Raw genomic sequence first — 23,792 nt, 5'->3', positions numbered from 1 at the left:
GCGCCGCTACGGCTTCGACCAGGAAGCGGGACGCATCGCCGAAGGGATCATCGAAGCGTCCCGGTATTTCCAGGGGCGCCTGCCGGAGGCCTTCGGTGGCTACGACCGCGAGCTGACCGGCCACCCCGTCCAGTATCCGGGGGCGAACAGCCCACAGGCCGTGGCCACCGGGGCGCCCCTGCTGCTGGTGCGCACGCTGCTCGGCCTCGAGCCGTACGAGGAGGATCTAGTGGTCGCGCCGGCACTGCCCGAACGGTTCGGCCGGATCGAACTGCTCGACATTCCCGGGCGGTGGGGCCACGTCGACGCCATCGGCACACCCCAGGAGTCGGAGGCGGTCGGCAGATGAGCCCGGCGGCGCCGCCCACGGACCGATGCGGGTGATAACCCGCACGGACGGCTCTGTTGCATTGAGTGACCAGACGACCAGCAGCGTCCCCACCCGGCTTCGTTCCCTACTCGATCGACGAGGCCCTGAAGAGCCGCCGATTGTGGATGGACGTGGCCCGGCAGCTCGCGCTGGTCGACGAGTTGGAGGCCTTCACCGGTTCGGAGAATAACCGTCCGTACCGCCCGGCCGGGACGAGATGCGACACCTGGCTACCCGCCTGGCTGCCCGTCGCCACCAACTGGGGCGGCGCGAATCTTTTCGTGGACTTGCGTGGCGGCCCCAGGTACGGCTGCGTCATGGAGTTCTACCGCGACGCCGGAGCCGCGGCTGAGCCCGAGTGGCCGGACATGGCGGCAATGCTCTACGACATCGCCGACCGACTGGCGGAGAACGAGGCGCAGTTCGATAACGCGGGCCGGATCTTCTGGTGGTGAGACGCCTTCCTCACCGAGGACATGACCGAAGGCACCTTCGGCCACCCCTGGGAGCAGACCCTCTGCATCTTCGGCCCTCGCCTGATGCCAGAGCTGGAACCTCTGCTCACGAGCTGGCTCCCGGTCAAGCGTTCACGGAATTGATCCAGTGCTCTGTTGATCCAGATCCGATGGCCCAGTGGACGATGGTTGTGGCCGAGGACTCGTAGCGTCATGACCATGAAGACGCGCAGACCGCTGCTGGTGGCTGTAATCGGCGCGGCTGCTGCGATGCTGCTGGCGGTCGTCGGGTGCATCGCGGCCGGCTTCCTGCTCATCGGCGACGATCCGGCGGACACGCGCACGTGCCAGGAGTCGGTGCAGGTCGCAGCGGCAAAGGTCCGCACCGACCATTGGGATCCTCCCGAGGAGTTGCCGGACCTCGGCGATTACCAAGAAATCCACTGGCAGCTGCACGCCTCGGGCAACCCGTGTTCCAGAATGCCGGGCCCTACGGACTGGACGTACCAGGGCGTGGTCAAGCTGCGACCGGAGGACGCGCAGGCGTTGGCGAAGCGATACGACTTCGTACCGTGGACATCTGTCAACCTGGCTCAGCTTCCCCACGACAGCAGCCCAGCGGACGTGTGGCCTGCCCTGGCGCCGTTCCTGCCGGGCGAGTCGCGGTGGCTGCACAGCAGGTCGTACAACGAAACAGCGCCGTCGCCGCGGTGGCGGGTCGCATTCCTCGACGTCGAGCACCAGACGCTCTTGTTCATGCTCAATGACCACTAGCTGGCGCGTGCCCAGTCCCCGTTGGTCAGCTTGCACCGGTTTGGAGGGCCCGCGTCGGTGATCGGTTTCGACGGATGGCGGCTGCGGGTCGTCGTGGCGGTTGTCCTGGGCAGTCTCCTGTTCGGTGGCGGACTCTTGCTCTCGGCCCGGCTAAACGCGGTGATCGACGAGAGGGTGCGCGTCGGCGTCGAGACGACCGGCCGAGTCGTCCACGTGGAGCGGTACCAAATCGGGCGCTCGACCGTGGTGAGGAGGCTGACCGTGGACTACGCCCTCAACGGTGCGCGGCACCGGGAAATGCTCTCCGGCGAACTCGATGACGTCCGGTATCGCGACGGAGACGTGGTGAGGCTGCACGTCGACAAAACGGATGCGACCAAAGCCGTTACGGCCGACGGGTACGCGACGGAGGACCTACTTCTTCAGTTGCCCACCTTCCTCGAAGCCGCCGGAATCATCATGATCATGCTCGCTCTCGCCCGGCTCAGGCGTCGACAGCAACGGTGACAGCAACGAACCCGGACGAGGGCAGCGGCCGGCGGCCCGGCGCGGACAGTCGCCCGAGGTCGTGGATGGGGACGGACCCCGCCGGACGAAGCGCCCAGAACTCAGACGAGGGATCGAGTCGCCTGGAGGCGCCGAACTGATCGTCATCGGCCCGTGGCCGGATCGAGGTCGTGGGGTGACCCGAGGCCGCGACTGTCGGAGGATGGCCCTGCAATCGCTCGTGAGGTCACAGCGGATCGTCGCTCCGCTGGCCGTCGCCCTTCTCGTACTAGCCGGCCTGACCTCCTGCTCGCCGGTAAGGAAGGGAATTACCGGCCTGACCGTGGACGTTGACGGCCGGCCGCTCGCGGCGGCGGCCTGGTGTGCGGAGCGGCCACCGGACGTCGTGGCGCTCTTGACCGTGGTCTCGCCGACCCCATCCGGCAGGGCAACGCCGTCACCGATCTGGCCTTCCTCGCTGCCGGTGCACCGAAGCTATGCCGTGCCACGCGAGGCGACCTCGCCGGCCACAGTGCCCCTGGTCGACTTCCCGCCCCAGTCGGCCACCGACCCGGACGCCGCCTTCCGGATGTACGCAGTCGCTGAAGACACCAGCTTCACCTCAGTCCCGGTGTATTTCCGGCTCGGTGAGCTGGCCGGGCTTAAACCCGGATCGATCATCATTACCGCGTGGAACAACGGCGACCAGGTGCAGCAGAGCATCACTCTCGACGAGTTCGCGCGCCGTGTCCATGACCTGGGCGAATGTGCGCCGTGAGAACCGGCCAATGAGCGGGCAGCGCAGGGCAGGATCCGGCCATACGATGCGCCGGTGATCCAGCAGACGAAGCGCCGCCCGCCGCGCCCGATGATGGCGGCGCTGGCGGTCCTGATCGTGGGCTACGCCACCGTCATCGCTTATGGCCCTTGGACCGACGCCGCGAGCGTCGCCGCCAGCCTGATCGCCACGGCCATTGTCGCGGGGTTGATCTACGGCCTGTGGCGGGGTAACCCGTTGGCCCAGAGCATCGTCGTCCTGGCGATGGCCGGCAACCTGATATTCGGCTTCCTTGAGGACGTCAGGATCGGCTGGTTGCGGGCAGCCAACATGGTGGCAGCCCTGGTCATCGCCCTATTGCTGCTGGTGCCTCGGTCGTCACGGCGATGGGTTGCTGCCCCTCTTGTGGGCCGGGGATAGTTGGTCTGGGCGTCCGATAAGACCCCCTTTCGTACGTGCTGGCGATCCCATGAACAGCAACAGTTATCCTGTCGGGACTGGCGCGTGGGGAGCAAGCCATGAGGGAAAGACAGTCACTGCCCTCACTGCCCTCACCAACGGAGGTCATCGTGGCCCACCTGGTAGGCCACCGCACAACGATGCGTTCCGCGACGCTACGTGCGCCGGGACCCCCAGCACAGCGACAGCGGTCGCCGTGCTGGGGATGGGACTACACAACTCCCCTGCCAACCCCCGGCAGGGCGTAGCCCTTGTCGCAGGACAGCGCGACCACCTGTCGCGTTGCGACTCTGGGCCGCTGCCCTGGTGGTCGGCCTGCCGGCCCACCCGCTGCCCGGGGCTGGCCGGGCCCGGCAGATGGCACGCCGATGCCGCCCACACGTCCGCTGGCACGGTTCATGTGTCCCGCCCTGTTGGGGCGGGGCGTATCCATTTGCTCGGCGTTCTGCCAGGCAGGCGAGTACTGATCGCCGGCCGCATCGTCGCCCGGGACGCTGTATTCGCCCGGATCGTGGATCTGTTCGATAGGGCTGTCGGCCAGCGAGGCGACGGCACCGGGCAAGGGCGCCGCCACCTTCACCTCGTACGGATTCGGGTCACGGATTTTGCCCATCTCGCCGCCGGCCGTTCCCCGTAGCTGGACATCGTTCTGGGAGACCCAGCTGCTCCCTGCGGTCAGCGGGCCGGCCGCCCCGGCCGCCGTTTACTCGGGGGCCGGGGCGCTGGCGTGGTCGGAGTCGGGGCGTGCGTGGCAGGGTGTCAGGTGCGGGGTGCCGCGACAGCGGCTTGGGCGTCGACGATGCCCCAGCCGTACGCTGGCGTGTAGAAACCGCGCAGACCGACGACCGGTGTGCGGGCGGTCGACATCAATACCGAGTACACGTTGTCCAGGCTGCGGCCCTGCGCGAAGAGCAGCGCCGCCACTCCCGATACATACGGCGTCGCCATCGAGGTGCCGGCGTACGCGTCATAGTCGCCTTGCCCGCAGGTGGCCGAGCCGGTACCGGTCGGGACGCTGGACCACACGTCGTCGTCGCAGTTGACGAGTCCGGCACCACCGGGAGCCGCAACGGCCTTCAGGTCGGTTTTCACGCCCAGGTTGGAGTACCAGGCCTTCAGTTCGTTCCGGTCCGTCGCGGTGACGCAGAGTGCGCCGGGTTCCCATGCCGGGGTGTCGCACAGGGGTGCGGTCTCGTTTCCCGCGGCGGCGATCACGGCCACGCCCTTCGTCTGCGCGTACGCGATCGCCTCGGTCACGTCGGACTCGAGCCCGACCAGGGTGAGGGCCTGGGAACCCGGCAGCGCACCAAGGCTGAGGTTGACCACCTGGGCGCCGTGGTCGGCCGCGTAGCGGATACCGGCGGCGATGTCGGCGAAGCTGCCGCTGCCCGCCTCCAGCACCTTGATCGGCATGATCTTCGCGTCGGGGGCCACCCCCGCGACGCCGGCACCGTTGCCGGTGGCCGCGGCCGCGATGCCCGCCACGTGGGTACCGTGCTCGTCTCCCGCGTCCGGCTCGCCGTCGGGCCCTCGCCAGTCGCCGTCCCCGCAGGAGGCCGGACCGCAGTCGACGAAGGTCGCACCGGGGACCAGCTTGGACTGGAGGTCCGGTTGCCTCAGGTCGACGCCCGTGTCGACGACAGCGATCACGACGTTGCTTCCCGTGCTGATCGCCCAAGCCTGCTCGGCGCGGATCTGCTGCAGGCCCCACTGCTTGTTGTACAGGGGGTCGTTGACGGCCGCCTGCGCGGGCGCTGCGGCGACGGCAACGAGGGCGGCGGCCGCCACCGTGCCCGCTAGTAACCGGGTCATCACCATGAATGCCTCCTCAAAATTCGACCGCACTCAATACAGGGATCGGTGATCTTGCACGAGACGCAACAGATTTCGTAACTCGACAGACCTGAACAAGCCGGATCCGACCACGACGAGTAGCTCGGGCCCGGAAATGCGACGTGGTCGCCTGGTTTTGCCACCTCGACACGCTCGGTACCTGCCGCGACCGCCCTGCCTGCCTCGGCCCGGCACGCGAGCATCTCCGGTTAGGGGACAAGCCGGCGTCGGCGAAGTGGACGATCGCATTTGGCGCAAGGGGGACGATCACCTGGATCGCGCCGGCGAAGACCGCGCCGAACACGATCTACCTCGGCACCGACACCGGACGGCTGTGGAAGACCACCGACCTCGGCGCGCACTGGACCGAGTTCACTGGCAAGGGCCTTCCCCAGCGCTGGGTGAACGCGATCGTGGCGGACCCGACCAACGCCGATCACGTCTACGTGGCCTACTCCGGCCGGCGCCCCTTTGCAGGGCGCCGGCACCTCTGCGCCGCGACCAGCGACGGCATCGGTGTGACGTGTCATCCAGGTGGGATGATCAAGGCCCGTATGCGAAGTTGGCTAACATGCCCGGCGATGATGTTTCTTCGCTCTCTGCGGCTGCGCCGCGCTGCCCGTAGGCATTTCGGTTGGCAGAAGCTGCGTCCTACCCAGCTGCGCGCGATGCGTGCGCTGCTGGCTGGCCGGGACGCGCTGGTGGTGCTGCCTACCGGGGGTGGGAAGTCTGCTGTGTATCAGGTCCCCGGCATGCTGCTGCGGGGCCCCACGGTGGTGATCTCACCGCTGCTGGCGTTGCAGCAGGATCAGGTCGGCAACCTCAACGGGCGGGGCGATTCGGCGTTGCGGGCGGTTCGGATCAGCTCGGCGGAAAGCCCAAGCAAACAGGCGGCGGCGCTGGCCGAGCTGCGCTCGGGTGCCGCGAAGTTCCTGTTCATCACGCCGGAGCAGCTCAGTTCGCCGGAGCGGCTGGCCGAGGTCCATGCGCTGCGCCCGGCGCTGGTGGCGGTTGACGAGGCGCACTGCATCTCCTCGTGGGGCCACGATTTCCGCCCTGACTACCTTTCTCTCGGTCACCTCATCCGCGGCCTGGGCCGCCCGCCGGTGGTGGCGCTGACCGCCACCGCCTCGCCGCCGGTGCGCGAGGACATCACCACGCGGCTCGGCATGCGCAAACCGCGGCTGGTCCTGTCCGGGTTGGACCGCCCGAACCTCTTCGTGGCGGCCGTGCATTGCCCCAGTGAGGACTACCGCTGGCGGAGGCTGCTCACCCTGCTCAAGGACGCCGACCCGCCCGGCATCGTGTACGTGCCGACCCGGCGTGCCGCCGAGGACCTCGCGCAACGGCTGTCCGACGCGGGTTATCCCGCGCAGGCCTACCACGGCGGCATGGCGGCCGGGGTGCGTCGCCGCCGTCACGAGGATTTCCTCGCCGACCGGGTGCCGATCATGGTTGCCACATCGGCGTTCGGTATGGGCATCGACAAGCCGAACATCCGGTGGGTGGCACACGTGGCGTTGCCCGACTCACCCGACAGCTACCTTCAGGAGATCGGGCGGGCAGGGCGCGACGGTGAGCCGGCCCGGGCGTTGCTGCTGCACCGAGCCGAGGACGTTGCTCTGCAACGCTTCTTCAACGGCGGCGCGCCGGAACTGGGAGAGCTGCGAGCCGTCGCAGCCGCCCTGCATCGCGGCCCGCTCACCCGCGCCGCTCTGGCAAAGGTCACCGGCCTGAGCCAGCGCAAGGTCGCCAGCCACATCAGTCTGCTTGAGCAGGTGGGTGCGGTAGCGACGGGGCCCAAGGGTGAGCTCAGCGTCGCTCGGTATGGGCCCCTGCCCGATCAGGCGGCTCGGGAGGCGCTGGCCGAGTACGCCCGCTATCAGGCCGGGCAGCGGTCGCGTACCGACATGACGCGCCGCTTCGCCGAGAGTTCGGGCTGCCGGATGCAGGCGCTGCTGGGCTACTTCGGAGAGCAGTTGAGCCGCCCCTGCGGGCACTGCGACAACTGCCACGGCGGCACCTCGGAGGTGCTCCCGGAAGACGGGCCGTATCCACTGCACAGCACCGTGCGGCACCCGAAATGGGGATCAGGCATGGTCCTCGGCTACGAAAAGGACCGCATGACCGTGCTCTTCGACGACGTCGGCTACAAGACCCTGTCAGTCACCGTCGTGCAAGCCCAAGGCCTGCTGGCACTCGATACGAATCGCCGCTGACCAGCTAACCTCGTCGCCCGCCGCGCCGTTGCCGCAGCCATCAGTCTGGTGCTTCCTATGTGGCGGGGCGGCGCGCGCTGATTAGCTCGTCGGGGTGTTCACCATGGCCGGCCCACACCGATTGCCATGATCGTTATCTCGTTGGAGTTGGCGCCACGGACCGGTTGCAGGGGCCGCCTACGGGCGTGCCGGACGTGTCGCAGGCGATGATCCATGTGGTGTGCGTCCTGGGCGCCACCTGACCGGGATCCGCCGCTACGACCAGGCGTGGCATCCGGGACGGGTGCGAATGCTTCTCGGGTGGCGGGAGGTCGGCGGCACGCGTGGACGACGAGTCAGGGTCTCCGCTGCCCATCTGGTCCAACAGCATGTCCGCTCCGGGCGCGCTTGAGGAGGTGGAGCGCAGTCGCCGCGACACTGTCGTACTGCCGGATCGCTGACGACCGGCGTCCCGGAAAGTTCTTCAAAGAAATCCGGGAGGCGGTGTCGGATCGGGGTGGTGGTGTTCGTAGCAGGGGTGAGGCCGCCCGCAAGGGGGCGGCGCCGAGGTAAAGGAACCGCGATCATGAAGCTGACGACCATGACTCAGGTCACCATCGATGGAGTGATGCAGGGAAACGGCGGCGCGTCGGATGAGGACCGCAGAAACGGATTCGAGCGCGGCGGATGGGCCCTGGGCAAGGGCGACAACGAGACCCACGCGTTCATCAACCAGACCTACCAGCGCGCCGACGCGTTCCTGTTCGGCCGGCGGACCTACGAGCTGTTCGCCGGCTCGTGGGGGTCCGGGACGGAGCAGGATGTCCCTGGCTGGGAGCCTGTCATGCGGGCGTTGAACGCGCGGCCCAAGTACGTGGCGTCGACCACACTCGCCGATCCGGCGTGGTCGGGTACCACCGTCCTGTCGGACGACCTGGCGACCGCCATCGCGGACCTGAAGGCCAAGCCGGGGGGTGAGCTGCAGGTGCACGGCAGTGGCACCCTGATCCGGTGGCTGCTGGAGAACGATCTGGTCGACGAGATGACTCTGATTGTCGTTCCCGTGGTTCTCGGCCAGGGCGCGCGGTTGTTCCCGGACGCCGGCCCGGATCTTGCGCTCGACCTGGTCGAGTCGCGCGTCGACTCGAAGGGCGTAACGATCCAGGTCTACCGGCCGGCCGGGCGCCCGCAGTACGCAACGGCTTGAAGTCTCTGACCGGTACACCACACTGTCTTGAGACCGCAGGAGATGATCTTCAGATGCAGTACCTGATTTCCGTGATCGACGACGGCACCGGCCCGGCCACCCCGAAGGAGGACGCTGCCATCGACGCGTTCAACGACCGGCTCCAAGCCGAGGGGCACTGGGTCTTCGCCGGCGGCCTCGCCTCGCCCAACACGGCCACCGTCATCGACAACCGCGACGGGCAGGCGCTGTTCACCGACGGGCCCTTCCTGGAGTCCAAGGAGTATCTCGCCGGCTTCTGGATCATCGAGGCACCCGACCTGGACGTGGCGCTCAAGCTCGCCGCTGAGGGGTCGAAAGCCTGCAACCGGAAGATCGAGGTGCGGCCGTTCCTGTCCGCGTGATCGACGTCCGCGAAGCGATCACCCGGGTCCACCACGAGGAGTGGGCCCGGGTGGTCGCCGCCCTGACCAAGCGCTTCGGTGACCTCGACATCGCCGAGGAAGCGGCCGCCGAGGCGTTCGCGACCGCCGTCGAGCGGTGGCCGGCCGACGGCGTACCCCCCAATCCAGGCGCCTGGCTGACCACCACCGCCAACCGCAAGGCCATCGACCGGATCCGGCGCGAGAACAAGCGCGACGACAAGCAGAAGGAGGCTCAGATGGTGTACGACGACGACCCGCCCGAGCCTCTCGGCGCCATCGACGACGACCGGCTCCGGCTGATCTTCACCTGCTGTCACCCCGCGCTGGCGATGGAAGCCCGCGTGTCGCTGACGCTGCGCATGGTCGGCGGTCTGACCGTGCCCGAGATCGCCCGCGCCTTCCTAGTGGCCGAGAGTGCCATGGGGCAGCGGATCACCCGCGCGAAGGCCAAGATCAAAGCGGCTCGCATCCCCTATCGGATGCCGTCTGCCGAGGATCTCCCAGCCCGGGTCTGCGGCGTACTCGCCGTCCTGTACCTCGTGTTCAACGAGGGCTACCTGGCGACCGGCCCCGACACCGATCCGATACGTCACGACCTGACCGCCGAGGCGATCCGGCTCACCCGCCTGATCCGCGCGCTCCTGCCACAGGACGGTGAGGTGACCGGCCTGCTGGCGCTGATGCTGCTCACCGAGGCCCGCCGCCCCGCCCGAGTCTCGGCCAGCGGCGAACTGGTCGCGCTCGACGAGCAGGACCGCGGGGCCTGGGACGCGGCGCTGATCGCCGAGGGTCATCGGCTGGTGCGCGAACGCCTCGCCGCTGCCGCCGCCGGGGTCGCTCCGGGTCACTACCAGATCCTCGCCGCGATCAACGCCGTGCACACCTCCGCCCGCGACATCCGCGACACCGACTGGTCACAGGTCCTCGCCCTCTACGACCAACTCGTCCGCCTCGACCGCTCGCCGATCATCGCCCTCAACCGGGCCATCGCAGTCGCCGAGCTCGACGGCCCGCAGGTGGCACTGGCCACCGTCGACCGCCTCGAGCACCAGCTGGCCGGCTATCACGCCTACCACGCCACCCGCGCCGACCTCCTGCGCCGGCTCGGCCGCAGCCAGCAGGCCCGCGCAGCCTACGACAAAGCCATCGACCTGGCCGGCAACACCGCCGAGACCGCCTACCTGACCCGCCGCCGCGACCAGTTGGGGTAGCCGCGATCTCAACCGCACCCGCGCGCGAAGCGGCGGCCGGGTCCCGGGGCGCCCTGCCGACACATTCCGCAACCTGCCGCGCCAGCCACGGGTCTCGCTTCGTCCGAGCTTCGAATGCCAGGTCGCGAGTACGCAATTCGCGACGCCGAGCGCGCAGACGATCGTCATGCGGAATTGGCTACGCCAGCGAGTCGTCGTACGTCGCAGTGAGCGACCCGCCCGCGTCGCCGGTATTGACTACGCCCACTAAGGGTCCGGTTCCAGACAGCGGCATCCGCGTGCCGATGTTAGCGTCGCCGCCACCCCCAGATCCCCGCCAACCGTCCCACCTCCTGTACGGCGGGGGCCGCTGCCTCGTCGGGAGCCGCAATGACCTCGATCAACGCCAGCGCCGACGTGGCTCGGGCCACCGAGCGGCTGCGCCCCGTGTTCGGTGACCGGCTACTGCTGCCCACACACGACCGGTTCGCGTCGGCTAGCCGGATCTGGAACTGTGCGATCACGCACCGGCCCGTCGCGATCGTCCGGTGCCTCGACAACGACGACGTACGCGCCGCCGTGCTGACCGCCCGCGAGTGCGACGTGCCGCTCTCCGTATGCGGCGGGGGCCACGACTGGGCGGGACGGGCGCTGCGCGACGGCGGGTTGGTGCTTGACCTGTCCGGCATGGGGCAGGTGGCGGTGGATACCGGGGTGGGTACGGCCACGGTCGGAGGCGGGGCGCACATCGGCGATGTTTCCGGCGCTGCGCGGCAGCACGGCTTGGCCACGCCCACCGGAACCGTACGGACGGTCGGGATGGCCGGTCTGACCCTCGCCGGCGGTTACGGTCCACTCTGCGGGCGGTACGGGCTGGCGGTGGACAACCTGCTGCGCGCCGATGTCGTACTGGCCGACGGCCGCCTCGTGACCGCCAGCCCAGACGGCGACGCCGAACTGTTCTGGGCCTTGCGCGGCGGCGGCGGCAACTTCGGTGTGGTCACCAGCCTGATGTTCCGGCTGCACGAGCTGCCGACCGTGCTGGCCGGGATGATGCTGTTCCCGTTCGCCCAGGCGGCCACCGTGCTGGCGGGGTACCGCGAGATCGTGGCGACCGCCGCCGACGAGGCGACGATCATGGCGGGCTTCCTGCCCAACCCGGACGGGCCGCCCCTGGTGTTTCTCTGTCCCATGTGGAGCGGCGCTGACCTCGCCGAGGGCGAGCGGCTCATCGCGGGGCTGGAGCGGCTGGGTAACCCGGTGATGAGCCAGATCGCCGCAACGCCGTACCACGACGCGCTGAGCATGTTCGACGGCGCCATGCGTGAGGGCAACCACTACCGGCTGCGTACCCGCTGGCTGTCTCACCTGTCCGAGGCCGCCGCCGAGGAGCTTACTGACGCCGCCGCGCAGATCGCCTCACCGTACTCGGCCATCTCCATGCACCACTTCCACGGCGCCGCCGCCCGAGTGGGCCAGACCGAGACCGCCTTCGGGCTGCGCACGGACCACCTGCTTGTCGAGATCGTCGGGGCGTGGGCGCCGGAGGACGCCGAAGCGGGGTACGGCGACTGGGCCGACCAAACGTCGCAACGGTTGGCGCCGCTGGCGTTGCCCGGCGGTTACCCGAACCTGCTCGGCGCGGATGAGCCCGAGCGGGTCCCGCCGAGTTACGGCCCCAACTACGAGCGGCTGGTCAGCGCCAAACGCCGCTACGACCCGGACAACATCTTCGCCTCCGCCGTACCGACCCTTGCGGTCTAGCACATCAGAGCGTGCATGCGGAGCATTTGGACGCCGCTGCGCACGACCGTGATGCCGGCGTCGGCGAGGATCGTGTCGAACAGGGCAGGGTACCTGCCGGGAATTACGTCCGGGCTGATCAAGCGGCATGTTCGTACTCGTGTAGGAGCCCACCGAGGCGGTCGCGGCGGCGCGGATCCCTGTTCTTTCCGGCCAGCCGTAGGGCGAGGGCGGTGGCACGGCGGATCGCTCGTTGCCATGGTCATCGCGGAGCGCGACTGGGGCCGGCGGGAGAGCCGCAGGGTTCCGTGCAGGCGCAAGGCGTACGCCGCGAAGAGGATCCGGTAAACGCCGGGCGCCGCCCCTTGTGGGGGAATCGGGCGGTGCCCGGCACCGGGCCGTGTCCCGGACAGAGGTTTGGACGGAAGGCCGGGGTCGTTGCCCTCGGCGGTTCACTGCCTGGGGCGGCCCGGTGCAGAAGTCCTTCGGACCCCGGTCTTCCGCGGGGTGAAGAGTATCGGTGCCCGCTGACACCCGGGTGCCGGTTATGGCGGATTTAATCCGCCAATAAGCTGTCGATTAGCCATAGTCGTTCGCTCATCGAGGAGGTGCGCTGCGTGCCGATCGACGTGGAGTGGCGCGGCTCCCCCGGCTAGTGGATGAAGCGGCTGTTCTTCCAGCTCAACGACCGAACCGCCAGCTCGTCCACGGCGTCGTCGGTGGCGGTGCCTCGCCCGTGAGGTGCTGCGGACGGGGTAGTTAAGCGGAGCAGGCGTACGGTCCCTCGGGCAGATCGTCGAACCGTTCGAACATGCCGACGACGGTTCTGACGTGCAGCTTGCCCGGGTGAGCCATCTGACCGGTGTAGTTTGACCACTGCCGTCGGCACTCAGCCCGTAATTGGGGCGTTGTCGCAGCCGTTCACCGGGCACCGCGTTGCGCGAGCGCGCCTGAAGCTAACCGGCCATCCGTCGGGATGGGTACTGCGGTACTACGCCGGAGCCGGGAGATCATTCCGTGGTACCGCCGCCGGAGGGCGTTCGGTCTCTAGCGTCGTTGACGGGACGCCGGAAAGCGGCGGAGTCGAGGCGAGGGATGGTCGATGATCGAGGCACGGCAGCTGACGAAGCGGTACGGCGAGAAGACGGCGGTCGACCGCCTTGACTTCGAAGTGAAGCCCGGCATGGTGACCGGGTTCCTCGGGCCGAACGGTGCGGGGAAGTCCACCACCATGCGCTTGATCATTGGGCTGGACGCTGCGACCAGCGGGTCGGTGAGCGTCAACGGCCGGCGGTACGCGCGCCACGCGGCGCCGTTGCAGGAGGTCGGAGCGCTGCTGGAGGCGCGGTCGATTCACCCGGGCCGCACCGCGTTCGACCACCTGATGGTCCTCGCCCACACGCACGGTATTCCGCGGCGGCGGGTCGACGAGATGATCGAGCTGACTGGGTTGCAGTCCGTGGCGCGCAAGCGTGCCGGGTCGTTTTCGCTGGGTATGGGGCAGCGGCTCGGTATCGCCGCCGCACTGCTCGGCGACCCGGCCACCGTGATGCTCGACGAGCCCGTCAACGGCCTCGACCCCGAGGGCGTGCTGTGGATACGTAACCTGCTCGCCGGGCTCGCCGCCGAGGGCCGCACGGTGTTCGTGTCGTCGCACCTGATGGCCGAGGTGGCGCTCGTCGCCGAGCACCTCATCGTCGTCGGGCGCGGGCGGCTGCTCGCCGACACCACCGTGCAGGACCTGGTGCGCCAGGCCGGCGGCGACACCGTCACCGTGGCCACCGCGGATCCGGCCCGGCTGCGGGCCGCGCTGGCCAGCCCGGGCGTCGAGATCACCGGGCGGGCCGGCTCCGAGCAGCTGCAGGTGAGCGGCCTGTCGGCACGGCAGATCGGGCTCGCCGCCGCCGAGCACGGCATCGCGCTGTTCGAGCTCACCCCGAAGCAGGTATCGCTGGAGGAGGCGTTCATGGATCTGACGAGGGACGCCGTGGAGTACCACGGTGCCGTGACGAGCGGGGTGGCGGCATGAGCACTGCCATGGAGGCTCGCCCGGCGGGAGCCGGCGCCGGGCCGGTGTCGCGCCCCGCGTACAAGGTCACCGGGCGGCGGGTGCTCCGCTCGGAGTGGGCGAAGCTGTGGACGCTGCGCTCCACCTGGATCACCCTCGCCCTCGGGCTGGCCGGCCTGCTGGTGTTCGGCAGCATCGCGGCGGTGCGGTACAAGTCGCTGACCACATCAGGCGGCACCCGGCCGGGCTCGGGGGAGTTCGTCAACGCGAGCGCGGTGACCCTGACGCTGTTCGGCGTACGGTTCGGCCAGCTGGCGCTCGGCGTGCTCGGCGTGCTGGTCGCCGCGGGTGAGTACTCCACGGGCATGATCCGCTCGACGCTGGCCGCGGTGCCGCGCCGGCTGCCGGTGCTGTGGTCCAAGGCCGCCGTGTACGGCGTGGTCGCCTTCGTCGTCGGCGTCGCCGGCGCGTTCGGCGGGTTCCTGATCGTCAACGCCGTCGTGAACGGCACCCCGGCCCACATGCCCCTGTCGGACGGCGGCGTCGCCCGGTCGCTGCTCGGTGCCGGCCTCTATCTGAGCCTCGTCGGGGTGATCGGGACCGCGCTCGGGATGCTGATGCGCTCGGTGCCCGGGGCCATCTCGGTGCTCGTCGCCACGCTGCTGCTGGTGCCAGGGCTGCTGTCGCTGCTGCCGACCTCCTGGCAGGACAACATCGGCCCGTACCTGCCGAGCAACGCCGCCGAGGCGCTGTACGCGCTGCAACACGCCCCGGGCATGCTGTCTGCGGGGACCGGCGCGCTGGTCCTGCTGGGCTGGACCGTCCTGGCGCTGGCCGGCGGAGCCTACCGCCTGGTACGCAGGGACGCATGACCATCGCAGGGGTTGGTGACGATGAGCTCTGAAGGCACCGACCATCTCGCCGCCCATCCGCTGGTCGACCGGCTCGCTGGTCTTGGCCAGCGGCTGCGGCGCTTCGACGCCCGGCGGCCATGGCTGTTCGACGCGGCGGTGGTCGCCGCGGTACTGCTGGTGTTCTGCATTCCCGACCTCGTCCACACCGACGAGCGGCGGGAGCTGCGGGTCCTGCTGAACCATCCGCCCCTGGCCGCCATGGTCGCCCTGCAGCTCGGCCTCGTCCTGCCGCTGTTCTGGCGTCGGCGGGCGCCAACCGCCGCGTTCTACGCCATCGCTGCGGTGTTCGTCCTGCAATGGTCCCTCGGCGTGCTGCTCCGTGCCGATGTCGCGCTACTCATCGCCATCTATAGCCTCGTGCTGCGGGTCCATCCGGCCCGGCTGCTCTGGGCCGGGCTGACCGTCGCCGCCGCGATGGCCCTGGTCGCGTGGCGGGCCTCCGCCGTCGTGACGCCGTGGGACGCGCTGTTCTTCCTCTACAGCGCCGCCACCGCGGCCGCCGCCCTGGGTGTCGCCATCCGCATCCGCCGGGCACAGCTGGCCGCGTTGCGCGACCGGGCGCAGCGCCTGGAGATCGAGCGCGACCAACGCAGCAAGCTCGCCGCGGCCACCGAACGCACCCGGGTGGCCCGCGAGATGCACGACATCATCGGCCACAGCCTGTCGGTGATCATCTCACTGGCCGACGGCGGCGCGTACGCGGTCGGCGGCAACCCGCAACGCGGCCGCGAGGCGCTCGAACTCATCGGCGACACCAGCCGGCAGGCCCTCGCCGAGCTGCGCCGGGTGCTCGGCGTCCTGCGCGACGAGACCGAGGCCGCCGAACTCCACCCGCAGCCCGGCGTCGCCGAGATCAACGCCCTGTGCGAGCGCATCCGGGTGGCCGGACCAGACGTCGTCTACCGCACCGCCGGCAACGTCGACGCCCTCGACCCCGGGGTACAGCTCACCGCGTACCGCATCGCGCAGGAGGCGCTCACCAACGCACTGCGTTACGCGGGGCCGCACACCGCCCTCGACGTCGGCCTCACCGCCGCCGACGGGCGGCTGCAGATCACGGTGCACGACACCGGCCCCCAGCCGCCCGACCGCCCACCACCACCGCCCGCGAAACCCGGGCACGGACTCGCCGGCATGCGCGAGCGAGCCGCCCTGTACGCCGGAACCGTCGAGGCCGGCCCGCGCCCCGGCGGAGGTTGGACGGTGCGGGCGATCCTCGACCTGACTCCGCTCGCCGCACTCGAAGGCCGGACATGATCACCGTGCTCATCGTCGACGACCAGCCCCTGCAACGGCTGGGTTTCCGCATGCTGCTGGAGAACAACGAGGAAACGGACGTCGTCGGAGAAGCCGGCAACGGCACCGAGGCGGTGCGCCGCGCCGAGCAGCTGCACCCCGACGTGATTCTCATGGACGTACGCATGCCGGGCATGGACGGCATCGAGGCCACCCGACGCATCGTCGCAGCCGGCGACCGGTCCCGGGTGCTCGTGCTGACCACGTTCGACCTGGACGAGTACGCGCACGCCGCCCTGCGCGCCGGGGCCAGCGGCTTCCTCCTCAAGGATGCGCGCCCCGAGGAGCTGCTGGCTGGCATCCGGGCGGTCGCGGACGGCGACGCCGTCATCGCACCCGCGCTGACCCGCCGACTGCTGGACCGCTTCGCCGGCCAGCTCGCCGCCAGCCCCTCGCAGCCGGGCCGCACCGACCCGCGGCTGGCCAGCCTCACCGACCGGGAACGCGAGATCCTGGTGGCGATTGGCAGCGGCTGGACCAACCGGGAAATCGCCGAGCGGCTCGTGTTGTCGGAGTCCACCGTGAAGACCCACGTCGGTAAGGTCCTCGCCAAGATAGGCGCCCGCGACCGCGTACAGGCCGTCATATTCGCCTACGACCAGGGACTCACCCGACCGAACACCGGCGGATGACCGCCCATGCGATCCGGCGGCCTGCGCCGTGATGTTATTGACGGCGGTCAGCGGCCCGTAGGTAGGTGCAGGATGCCCGGCCGCCCGGCGACGGGGCGGCTTGGGCAGCCGGCGGTTGGTCCGCGTACGCGCGCTGACGTAGCCGTGGTGCCGCTCCCGTACGGATGACCGCCCGCCGCGAGCTTTCTAGCGTCACAACGCATGAAATACATGCGCTCACTCGCAGCGCTCGCCGCTGTTGCCGCGTCGTTCGCGATGTCCGAGACCATCCCGCTCACCGCCCGTGCCGGTGCGGCGCTCTCCCCGATCGCCCGCGTGGACTCCGGCGTCCTGCACGGCAGCGTGTCAGCCGACCATCGCACCTTCTCGGGCATTCCATATGCGGCGGCACCGGTGGGTGTCCGCCGCTGGCGTCCACCCGCGCCGCCCGAGCCGTGGGCCTCGACCCGGGACGCTACCCACCCCGGCCCCGTCTGCCCACAGCTGGGCGGCCCGACCGGATCCACCGTGGTCGGCGACGAGGACTGCCTGTATCTGAACGTCACCACACCGGTCCACGCCGCCGACCGGCCGCGACCTGTCCTGGTGTGGCTCCCCGGTGGCCGTTTCGTTTCCGGTGCAGGCAGCGACTACGACGCGACCCGCCTGGCGGTGACCGGCCACCTGGTGGTCGTGACGGTCAACTACCGGCTCGGCGCACTCGGGTTCCTCGACCTGCCCGCGCTGGCCGCCACCGACTCAGACGCCGGCAACTACGGGCTGGCCGATCAACGCGCTGCGCTGCGCTGGGTGCGGCGGAACATCGCTCGCTTCGGCGGCGATCCCGACAACGTCACGCTGGCTGGGCAGTCCGCTGGCGGGTACAGCGTCTGCGCGCAGCTTGCCTCGCCCGCCGCGGCAGGCCTGTTCGAGAAGGCGATCACCCAAAGCAGCCCGTGTGGCAACACAATGGTGACCAATCAGGTGGCGCTGGCACGGGGCAGGCAGGCCGCCCAGGACCTCGGGTGTGCCACGCCGGCCACTGAAGCCACCTGCCTGCGCGCGATCCCGACGGCGCGCCTGGTCACCCTGGGTGCCGAACACATGCCCATCTCCGCCGGCCGGATCGCCGATCTGCCGTGGCTGCCGGTCGTGGACACGCCAGCGCTGCCCCGGCAACCGCTGGACGCGCTGCGTCGAGGAACATCTGCTCGCGTACCGATGCTGGCTGGTACCACCCACGACGAGATGCGCCCCTTTATCGCGCTCGAGCACGACGGCCGCGGCCACCCGGTGACCGCCGCCGAGTATCCGGACCTGATCGCCGCGCAATTCGGCGCTCGTACGGAGGCGATACTCGCCCGCTATCCAGCCGCGAGCTACCCGAGCCCGGGCGTCGCGCTGGCCACAGTCTTCACCGACTGGGGCCGCATGTTGGGCGCCTGTCCGGTACTTCCGGCCGACCGGGCGGCGGCCGCACACGCCCCGGTGTACGCCTACGAGTTCGCCGAGGACAGCGGCGCACACATCGCCGGGTTTCCGCTGGGCGCCCCGCACGGCGCCGATTTGCCGTACCTGTTCGACGGCGCGTTCGACGGTCCGGGAGACCCGCCCCTGACCGCGCCGCAGCGGCACCTATCCGAGCAGTTGATCGGGTACTGGTCGAACTTCGCCGCCAGCGGCGATCCCAACGGCACCGGCCTGCCGGCCTGGCCGAAGTACCGTGGCGACGGTCGGGTGCTCTCCATGACTGCTGGGCCTGGCGGCACCGCGGTCACCGAGTTCGGCCAGGCACACCACTGCGGTTTCTGGAACGGCTCGGCCTGAATCCCGCCACCCGCGCGGCGGTGGTCCCAACGGGGCCGGCCGACCCGAGCGATCTGTCATCCATGACGCCTGAGGGCGCGGAGCGAGCCGACACGGGCGGTCGGACTTCGGCGCGTAGCGGCCGACAGCAGCCTGCACCGCAGGACGTACGACCACGGGATCACTACGTCAGATCGCGTATCGGCGGATCCGTCGTCGAGCCGTCGTCTTCGCGCCGACGAAGGCCGATGGTTGTGCCATTCAATTCGGAGCTGACGAAGGAGCAGGATCATGACTTCCGCGGACGTACAGGCGGTGCAGACCGCGCGAGCACAGGCGAGCGGCAGGCGTGTGGTGGTCCCGCTCGTGGGCGCGGCCACGTTCCTGCTGGCGTACCTGACCGTCAACATCGCCACCAGGGTGCTGAGCTCTGACGCCATGCCGCTGCCCGGCGTCCCAAAGGCCGAGGTTTACGAGTATTTCCGGACCAACACGTCGTCGTCCCTGGCTATCGGCGTGCTTCAGGGGCTGTCGGTCCTCGGCTTGGCGGTTGTCGTCGCCGGGCGTTTGACCGGCGCCGGCTCGGACGGGATCTCAGCCGGCTCCCGGCGCCGGAGGTGGGCGCTCGCGGCCGGCATCGTTGCGGTGCTCAGCATGGCTCTTTCCGCGCTGCTCTCGGTGGTGCTGGGGATCGTCGCGCCGGGCGGCTCGGTCGACACGGTGGTGACCCTGCGGGACCTGAGCTTCGTACTCGGGGGAGTGGTGCACGTGGTGGCCCTTGGTGTCTTCGTGTGGCTGGTCTCGCGGGCTCGCGGCTGGACCCGCCCGGTGCGCGTCTTCGGGGTCGCCGCCGCGGTGCCCGCGATGCTGTCCGTCGTGTCGGCGGTGTGGTTCTACGGGTCGGTGCTGCTGCCGGTCGGTCGGCTGCTCTGCATGGCGTGGGTCGTGGCCGCGGGGATCAGTCTGCTGCGTGGCCGAACCACGACCGCCGGTCGGGCCTGACCTCACCCGCGAGTAGGGCGTTAGCGCACCCGCAGCGGCCGTGAGCGTCAATAGCCTGGCGCGCTCTGCCGACTCGGACCGTGGTGGTGCGGAATCGGGTGGGCCGTGGGACAAGCGGGTCGTATCGTGCCGGCATGATCGATGAGCCGATTGATCCGGACGATCGCGCCGAGTGGCTGGTCGAGCAGGGGCGGGTGGACGAGGCAATCACGCTTCTCGAGGCCCGGGCCCGCGTCGGGGACTGGCTAGATGTGGACCGCCTGACCGGCCTGCTGATGGAGAACGGCCGCGTCGAGGAGGCGGAGGCGCGTTGGCGGGCCGCCATCGAGGCCGGTCTGCCTCGGGCGTACGGCGGCCTGGCGGACATGCTTGCGGATGCTGGCCGGTCCGACGAGGCTATTGCCGGGTGGCGGGCGGCGGTGGAGGCGGGTGAGCCACGAGCCCGGGAACGCCTCGCCGTGTTGCTCGTCAGGACGGGCCGGGTGGACGAGGCGATCACCGAGTACTGGAAGGCGATCGCGGCTGGTGAGGCGGCGGCGGGCGTCCGGCTGGCCAAGTTGTACGCCCGGGCGGGCCAGCTGGACGAGGCGGTCCGCGCCTATCGGTCAGCGATCGGCGCCGAGGGTGTTTCTCGATGGCCGCTGGGTGCGCTGTTGGAGAAGCTCGGCCGCGCCGACGAGGCGGTGGCCGCCTACCGAGCTGCCGTTGACGCTGGCGAGGGGCACGTTCGCGTGCGGCTGCTGGCGGCATAGGGTCGCCTGGATGAGGCGACTCAGCTCGTCCGGGACATGCTCGCCGAGCCCGGCCACAATTCTTCCTACCGTCGGCTGGGCTGGCTGCTGACCGAGCAGCGGCGCTTCGAGGAACTCGAGGCCGAGGCACGGCTGCTGAAGGACGGCGACCTGGTAGGGCTGTCATATCTCCTCGCCGGTGCCCAGCAGTCCGCGAACTTCCACGAGGACTGTCCAGCCGATTGCAAGGGCAGCACCAGGGTGATCCGCTACCTCCCGGAATGCCGATGACCTGCGGCGGGACCTGCTGAATACGTAGCGGCGGCGCCCAACGCTAGGCTCCCGACGTGTCGGTGCTGATCGAGATCGTGTCCGTCATCGATGCTTCCCCAAGCGTGCACTGGTCGACGCCAACTGACGCGGCGGAAGCCGGCGATCCGTAGCGCGTGAGGGATCCCGGAATGTGTGCTCATGTCGCGATCCGGGGCGACGGACCCGTCATGACAGCTTGGCTACGAGGCGCACCCGGACCTGCCGATGTCCGCTAGTTGCTCCTGGGCGACGGTCTGGAATGCTTCGCCCATGCCTTCCTACCCGCCTACCTTCGCTGACCAGGTCGTCGCCCAGCCAGCCCGTGCCCAGTTCGAGGCGTTCCTCGACGAGCACCGCGGCGCGCTCAATGGCTGCTTGGACGGGCTGACAGAGGAACAGGTGCGCCGATCGTTGGTGGCCTCCCGGACCACGCTGCTGGGTCTTGTGAAGCACGCGACTTTCGTCGAGAAGGTCTGGTTTGACGAAGCCGTCACGTGCCGGTCGCGCGCTGAGATCGGCATCCCTGCGACGTCAGAGGAGTCGTTCATCCTCGATGACGACGACACGATCGCCACCGTCCAGCGCGCACACCGCGAAGCCTGCGAAGCATCACGCCATGCGACGTCATCCCTGAGTCTGGACGACATCCTTCACGGGCACCGGCGGGGCCCGCTTCCGCTGCGGTGGGTATATCTCCACGTGCTGCGCGAGCTCGCCCAGCACTGTGGGCACGCAGACATTCTTCGAGAGCAGCTCATCAACGAGTAGTGCGCGGGCGTCCGCCGATCAGTGAGCGGCGGCTTCCGTGTCCTGAGACCACTGGGTGCCCACCTGCTGCTGCAACACCTCGTGATCGCCCCGAACCAGACCAAGCACCTGCGCCGCCGCTATGGCGCAGCCGGCAACAAGGACGACCGCTTCGCCAAGGATCGTGGATGAAGATGACGGAGGCAATCGACTTCGTCAACGCGATCAGACGGCAGCGGGCGTTCGCGATACACGGCGCCCACGTCAACGATCGCGGGCTCAGCAGCATCAACGGTTGGCTCACCGAGGAGACCGACAACGGCTACCGGTACCTGACGGCCCGGCCAGTGGTCTGAGTCCAGTGGCGGCGCGCCGCCGAATCGGACCGGCCGGGCGTCGAAGGCGAGCCGCCGGCGGCCCGGACGGCGCAGGAGCCGCCCGGGCCGGCGACGTGTCAGAAGCCGAGCGCCTCGCGGCCGCCGACGATCGGCAGGGTGAGACGGCTGGAGCCGGGCTGGACGGTCAGTCGGGTGCCGCCGAGTGGTAGCAGGGTGTATTCCTGATCGGTGGAGAAGACGACCACCCCGATGCGGTGCCCCGCCGCGAAGACGTAGTCCTTCGGCTGCAGGGTCCAGCGGTAGTCATACATCAACCCCTGCTGGATGGCGGTCGTGTGCGACCAGCCGGTCCGGTTCTGCGGATCCATCCACCCCCGGGTCACCACCACCGGCCGCGTGGTCGAGCCGGGAGCGCCGTAGTCGACCAGGTAGACCGACAGGTTCGCGTCGTCGCGGTTGTCGATGGACATCCGCAACCGCATCTCGGGGCGCCCGGACAGCCGCACGTCGCCGGTCAGCACCGGCGAGCGGTAGACGAGCCGGTTGGGGCTGGCAGTGTCGGGACCGGCCACCAGGGTGCTCGGGCTGAGCGTGCGGCCCTCGTCCACGAAGGGCTGCTCGGCGCGCTGGTTCCGGGCGTCGGTGGTGATCAGGTTGCCGGGCTCGGTGGCGCTGTCGGCGGTGAGGGTCAGCGCCACGTCCCGGGCGCCCGGGTCCGGCCAGTTGGCGTACGTGGTGTAGGACCGGTCCTCGCGCTGCAGGACCGCCGTGGGCTCGTTCAATATGCCGTTCTGCACTCCCCACAGCCAGTAGTCGAACCAGCGGTTCTCGGTCTGCTTGTACGTCCACGCCTGGCCGCTCGGCAGCGTCACCGTCGCGGTGTTGCCCGGGCCGCCGTGGCCGCCCTGGTGCAGCCAGATCTTGCGCGACACGCCGGCCGCGGCGAGCTGGTCCCACCAGCCGGCGAAGTTCTCCGTCTTCACGTTCCAGTCGTTGAGCCCGTGCACGACGAAGACGCTGGCGGTGACCTTCTTGGCGCCCGGCAGGTAGTCGCGTGCCCGCCAGAAGTCGCTGTAGTCACCGGTGATCCGGTCCTGTTCCGCCGTCAGCTGGGCGATCTCGTCGGCGCATCGGCCTTCGGCGCGCGCCCTGCCCGCCGTGTACTGCGCCAGGATGTCGAGGTCCTCGCCCTGGTAGGTGCCCGGTGCCACCACGAGTCCGTTGGCCCGGTAGTAGTCGTACCAGTTGCTGATCGCGGAGACCGGGATGATGGTCTTGAGGTTCTCGACCCCGGTCGTGGCGACCATGTTGGGCAGCGTCCCGTTGTACGACACGCCGGTCATGCCCACCGCTCCGGTGGTCCAGTCGGCGGTTACCGGCACACCGGCGGCGTTGTACGCCTTCGCCCGGCCGCCCAGCCAGTCGATGATGGCCTTCGTGCCCAACGTCTCCGCCGTGTCCCCACTGGTCGGACAGCCGTCGGAGTCCGCGGTGCCGATGCTCTGCCCGAGCACCACGGCGTACCCCCGCGGGACGTAGTAGTCGTCGAGGCTGCCGGGCAGGTTGGCCTTGGCCTGCTGGATCGCGATTGCCTGCGACTGGCTGCGCAGGTGCTTGGTGAGCCCGGTCTGCGGCAGTTCGTCCACCAGCACACTCGGGTACGGCACGTCGTTCCAGGTGCCCTTGCGGTACGGGCTGTGCTCGAAGATGACGGGGACCTTGAAGCCCTCCGTGGCGGTCTCCCGAGGGCGGGAGATGTCGGCGACGACCCGGTCCAGCACGCCGTCGTGGTCGGTGTCGAGTGGCGTCTCCACCCACACCCGTTCCTCGATGGCGTCGGCGAACGAGAACACTGGTTGGGTCATCCCGCCGCTGACGACGATGCCGGGTGACGGCGTCGGCGCAGCGCCGGCCGGTGCTGCGGGCACGGCCAGGACCGATGTGGTGGCTAGAGCGGCGGCAAGCAGGGTGCGGTAGCGCGGTTGGCGCACAGGTTCCTCCCGTGGGGGGGGGGCTATTCCAGGGGATCATGGTAGTTGCGCCACTGACTGCGGTCGATGGTCGTTCGGGCGCGAATGGCCGTTGCTCGATCGACCCCGGCCTGCAACGGATGATGGCTGCGCGCTGCGA

At 69.6% G+C, this 23,792-nt stretch carries 23 protein-coding genes and 2 pseudogenes; 23 read left to right on the top strand and 2 right to left on the bottom strand.

Features of this window, described 5'->3' with window-relative positions; translation table 11 throughout:
• From ONA70_RS10545 to ONA70_RS10520, 7 genes and pseudogenes are all read left to right on the top strand, one after another.
• Positions 1-349 (top strand): annotated as a pseudogene (locus ONA70_RS10545) (glycogen debranching N-terminal domain-containing protein); the annotation flags it as partial.
• A 65-nt stretch (positions 350-414) separates the two neighbouring features.
• Positions 415-825, top strand: a complete 411-nt coding sequence (locus ONA70_RS10540) for an SMI1/KNR4 family protein (RefSeq protein WP_265006181.1) — start codon at positions 415-417, stop codon at positions 823-825.
• A gap of 15 nt (positions 826-840) precedes the next feature.
• Positions 841-969: pseudogene (locus ONA70_RS36920) on the top strand (DUF2716 domain-containing protein); the annotation flags it as partial.
• A 75-nt stretch (positions 970-1,044) separates the two neighbouring features.
• Entirely contained in the window at positions 1,045-1,599 is a 555-nt protein-coding gene (locus tag ONA70_RS10535) for a hypothetical protein (protein ID WP_265006180.1), read from the top strand.
• Positions 1,600-1,656: 57 nt separating this feature from the next.
• Positions 1,657-2,106, top strand: a complete 450-nt coding sequence (locus tag ONA70_RS10530) for a DUF3592 domain-containing protein (protein WP_265006179.1) — start codon at positions 1,657-1,659, stop codon at positions 2,104-2,106.
• 202 nt (positions 2,107-2,308) lie between these two features.
• Positions 2,309-2,863 (top strand): hypothetical protein, encoded by a 555-nt coding sequence (locus ONA70_RS10525; protein WP_265006178.1) that lies wholly within the window; start codon positions 2,309-2,311, stop codon positions 2,861-2,863.
• A 54-nt stretch (positions 2,864-2,917) separates the two neighbouring features.
• The gene (locus ONA70_RS10520) at positions 2,918-3,283 is read left to right on the top strand and encodes a hypothetical protein (RefSeq protein ID WP_265006177.1); all 366 of its coding nucleotides are present in this window, start codon (positions 2,918-2,920) and stop codon (positions 3,281-3,283) included.
• A gap of 798 nt (positions 3,284-4,081) precedes the next feature.
• Here ONA70_RS10520 and ONA70_RS10515 read toward each other — a convergent pair.
• Positions 4,082-5,140 (bottom strand): S8 family serine peptidase, encoded by a 1,059-nt coding sequence (locus ONA70_RS10515; protein ID WP_265006176.1) that lies wholly within the window; start codon positions 5,138-5,140, stop codon positions 4,082-4,084.
• Positions 5,141-5,736: 596 nt separating this feature from the next.
• On the opposite strand from ONA70_RS10515, the gene ONA70_RS10510 reads away from it, so the two are divergent.
• The 16 genes from ONA70_RS10510 to ONA70_RS10435 all read left to right on the top strand — a co-directional run bounded on the left by ONA70_RS10510 (position 5,737) and on the right by ONA70_RS10435 (position 21,680).
• Positions 5,737-7,374, top strand: a complete 1,638-nt coding sequence (locus ONA70_RS10510) for a RecQ family ATP-dependent DNA helicase (RefSeq protein WP_265006183.1) — start codon at positions 5,737-5,739, stop codon at positions 7,372-7,374.
• A gap of 565 nt (positions 7,375-7,939) precedes the next feature.
• Positions 7,940-8,560 carry a dihydrofolate reductase family protein gene (locus ONA70_RS10505; RefSeq protein ID WP_265006175.1) on the top strand — a complete coding sequence of 207 codons (621 nt, stop codon included), beginning with the start codon at positions 7,940-7,942 and terminating at the stop codon, positions 8,558-8,560.
• A 53-nt stretch (positions 8,561-8,613) separates the two neighbouring features.
• Entirely contained in the window at positions 8,614-8,943 is a 330-nt protein-coding gene (locus ONA70_RS10500) for a YciI family protein (protein WP_265006174.1), read from the top strand.
• The gene (locus ONA70_RS10495) at positions 8,940-10,175 is read left to right on the top strand and encodes an RNA polymerase sigma factor (protein WP_265006173.1); all 1,236 of its coding nucleotides are present in this window, start codon (positions 8,940-8,942) and stop codon (positions 10,173-10,175) included. Before ONA70_RS10500 ends, ONA70_RS10495 begins: the two co-directional genes overlap by 4 nt.
• Positions 10,176-10,544: 369 nt before the next feature.
• Entirely contained in the window at positions 10,545-11,918 is a 1,374-nt protein-coding gene (locus ONA70_RS10490; protein ID WP_265006172.1) for an FAD-binding oxidoreductase, read from the top strand.
• A gap of 1,081 nt (positions 11,919-12,999) precedes the next feature.
• Positions 13,000-13,926 carry an ABC transporter ATP-binding protein gene (locus ONA70_RS10485; RefSeq protein ID WP_265006171.1) on the top strand — a complete coding sequence of 309 codons (927 nt, stop codon included), beginning with the start codon at positions 13,000-13,002 and terminating at the stop codon, positions 13,924-13,926.
• A complete protein-coding gene (locus ONA70_RS10480; RefSeq protein ID WP_265006170.1) occupies positions 13,923-14,777 on the top strand; it encodes an ABC transporter permease subunit in 855 nt (284 codons plus the stop codon). The genes ONA70_RS10485 and ONA70_RS10480 overlap by 4 nt, the downstream gene beginning before the upstream one ends.
• A gap of 21 nt (positions 14,778-14,798) precedes the next feature.
• Positions 14,799-16,076 (top strand): sensor histidine kinase, encoded by a 1,278-nt coding sequence (locus tag ONA70_RS10475; RefSeq protein ID WP_265006169.1) that lies wholly within the window; start codon positions 14,799-14,801, stop codon positions 16,074-16,076.
• Positions 16,073-16,747 carry a response regulator gene (locus tag ONA70_RS10470; protein WP_265006168.1) on the top strand — a complete coding sequence of 225 codons (675 nt, stop codon included), beginning with the start codon at positions 16,073-16,075 and terminating at the stop codon, positions 16,745-16,747. Before ONA70_RS10475 ends, ONA70_RS10470 begins: the two co-directional genes overlap by 4 nt.
• A 201-nt stretch (positions 16,748-16,948) precedes the next feature.
• Positions 16,949-18,553: a carboxylesterase/lipase family protein gene (locus ONA70_RS10465; protein WP_265006167.1), complete on the top strand. Its 1,605-nt coding sequence runs from the start codon at positions 16,949-16,951 to the stop codon at positions 18,551-18,553.
• 270 nt (positions 18,554-18,823) lie between these two features.
• Positions 18,824-19,534: a hypothetical protein gene (locus ONA70_RS10460; protein ID WP_265006166.1), complete on the top strand. Its 711-nt coding sequence runs from the start codon at positions 18,824-18,826 to the stop codon at positions 19,532-19,534.
• A gap of 134 nt (positions 19,535-19,668) precedes the next feature.
• Positions 19,669-20,286 (top strand): tetratricopeptide repeat protein, encoded by a 618-nt coding sequence (locus ONA70_RS10455; protein ID WP_265006165.1) that lies wholly within the window; start codon positions 19,669-19,671, stop codon positions 20,284-20,286.
• 36 nt (positions 20,287-20,322) lie between these two features.
• The gene (locus ONA70_RS10450) at positions 20,323-20,556 is read left to right on the top strand and encodes a hypothetical protein (RefSeq protein WP_265006164.1); all 234 of its coding nucleotides are present in this window, start codon (positions 20,323-20,325) and stop codon (positions 20,554-20,556) included.
• A gap of 291 nt (positions 20,557-20,847) precedes the next feature.
• Complete coding sequence (locus ONA70_RS10445; RefSeq protein WP_265006163.1) at positions 20,848-21,345, top strand: DinB family protein; 498 nt, start codon at positions 20,848-20,850, stop codon at positions 21,343-21,345.
• A gap of 21 nt (positions 21,346-21,366) precedes the next feature.
• Complete coding sequence (locus ONA70_RS10440; RefSeq protein WP_265006162.1) at positions 21,367-21,516, top strand: hypothetical protein; 150 nt, start codon at positions 21,367-21,369, stop codon at positions 21,514-21,516.
• Positions 21,513-21,680, top strand: a complete 168-nt coding sequence (locus ONA70_RS10435; RefSeq protein ID WP_265006161.1) for a hypothetical protein — start codon at positions 21,513-21,515, stop codon at positions 21,678-21,680. Before ONA70_RS10440 ends, ONA70_RS10435 begins: the two co-directional genes overlap by 4 nt.
• A 98-nt stretch (positions 21,681-21,778) precedes the next feature.
• Here the strand turns inward: ONA70_RS10435 and ONA70_RS10430 are convergent, their stop codons facing one another.
• On the bottom strand, positions 21,779-23,653 hold the full coding sequence (locus ONA70_RS10430; RefSeq protein ID WP_265006160.1) for a Xaa-Pro dipeptidyl-peptidase: 1,875 nt from the start codon (positions 23,651-23,653) through the stop codon (positions 21,779-21,781).
• Between the last annotated feature and the right edge of the window lie 139 nt (positions 23,654-23,792).

Origin of the sequence: Micromonospora yasonensis, assembly GCF_026013475.1 — a bacterium.
Lineage (GTDB): Bacteria > Actinomycetota > Actinomycetes > Mycobacteriales > Micromonosporaceae > Micromonospora > Micromonospora yasonensis.
Note: the sequence above shows the minus strand (reverse complement) of the source record. Positions and strands in the feature narration are given on the sequence as shown.

Coding starts and splice junctions, on each gene's coding strand:
- ONA70_RS10535 (WP_265006180.1), top strand. CDS start 1,045: ATGAAGACGCGCAGACCGCTGCTGGTGGCTGTAATCGGCGCGGCTGCT.
- ONA70_RS10525 (WP_265006178.1), top strand. CDS start 2,309: ATGGCCCTGCAATCGCTCGTGAGGTCACAGCGGATCGTCGCTCCGCTG.
- ONA70_RS10515 (WP_265006176.1), bottom strand. CDS start 5,140: ATGGTGATGACCCGGTTACTAGCGGGCACGGTGGCGGCCGCCGCCCTC.
- ONA70_RS10510 (WP_265006183.1), top strand. CDS start 5,737: ATGATGTTTCTTCGCTCTCTGCGGCTGCGCCGCGCTGCCCGTAGGCAT.
- ONA70_RS10505 (WP_265006175.1), top strand. CDS start 7,940: ATGAAGCTGACGACCATGACTCAGGTCACCATCGATGGAGTGATGCAG.
- ONA70_RS10500 (WP_265006174.1), top strand. CDS start 8,614: ATGCAGTACCTGATTTCCGTGATCGACGACGGCACCGGCCCGGCCACC.
- ONA70_RS10490 (WP_265006172.1), top strand. CDS start 10,545: ATGACCTCGATCAACGCCAGCGCCGACGTGGCTCGGGCCACCGAGCGG.
- ONA70_RS10485 (WP_265006171.1), top strand. CDS start 13,000: ATGATCGAGGCACGGCAGCTGACGAAGCGGTACGGCGAGAAGACGGCG.
- ONA70_RS10480 (WP_265006170.1), top strand. CDS start 13,923: ATGAGCACTGCCATGGAGGCTCGCCCGGCGGGAGCCGGCGCCGGGCCG.
- ONA70_RS10475 (WP_265006169.1), top strand. CDS start 14,799: ATGAGCTCTGAAGGCACCGACCATCTCGCCGCCCATCCGCTGGTCGAC.
- ONA70_RS10470 (WP_265006168.1), top strand. CDS start 16,073: ATGATCACCGTGCTCATCGTCGACGACCAGCCCCTGCAACGGCTGGGT.
- ONA70_RS10465 (WP_265006167.1), top strand. CDS start 16,949: ATGAAATACATGCGCTCACTCGCAGCGCTCGCCGCTGTTGCCGCGTCG.
- ONA70_RS10460 (WP_265006166.1), top strand. CDS start 18,824: ATGACTTCCGCGGACGTACAGGCGGTGCAGACCGCGCGAGCACAGGCG.
- ONA70_RS10455 (WP_265006165.1), top strand. CDS start 19,669: ATGATCGATGAGCCGATTGATCCGGACGATCGCGCCGAGTGGCTGGTC.
- ONA70_RS10450 (WP_265006164.1), top strand. CDS start 20,323: ATGCTCGCCGAGCCCGGCCACAATTCTTCCTACCGTCGGCTGGGCTGG.
- ONA70_RS10445 (WP_265006163.1), top strand. CDS start 20,848: ATGCCTTCCTACCCGCCTACCTTCGCTGACCAGGTCGTCGCCCAGCCA.
- ONA70_RS10435 (WP_265006161.1), top strand. CDS start 21,513: ATGAAGATGACGGAGGCAATCGACTTCGTCAACGCGATCAGACGGCAG.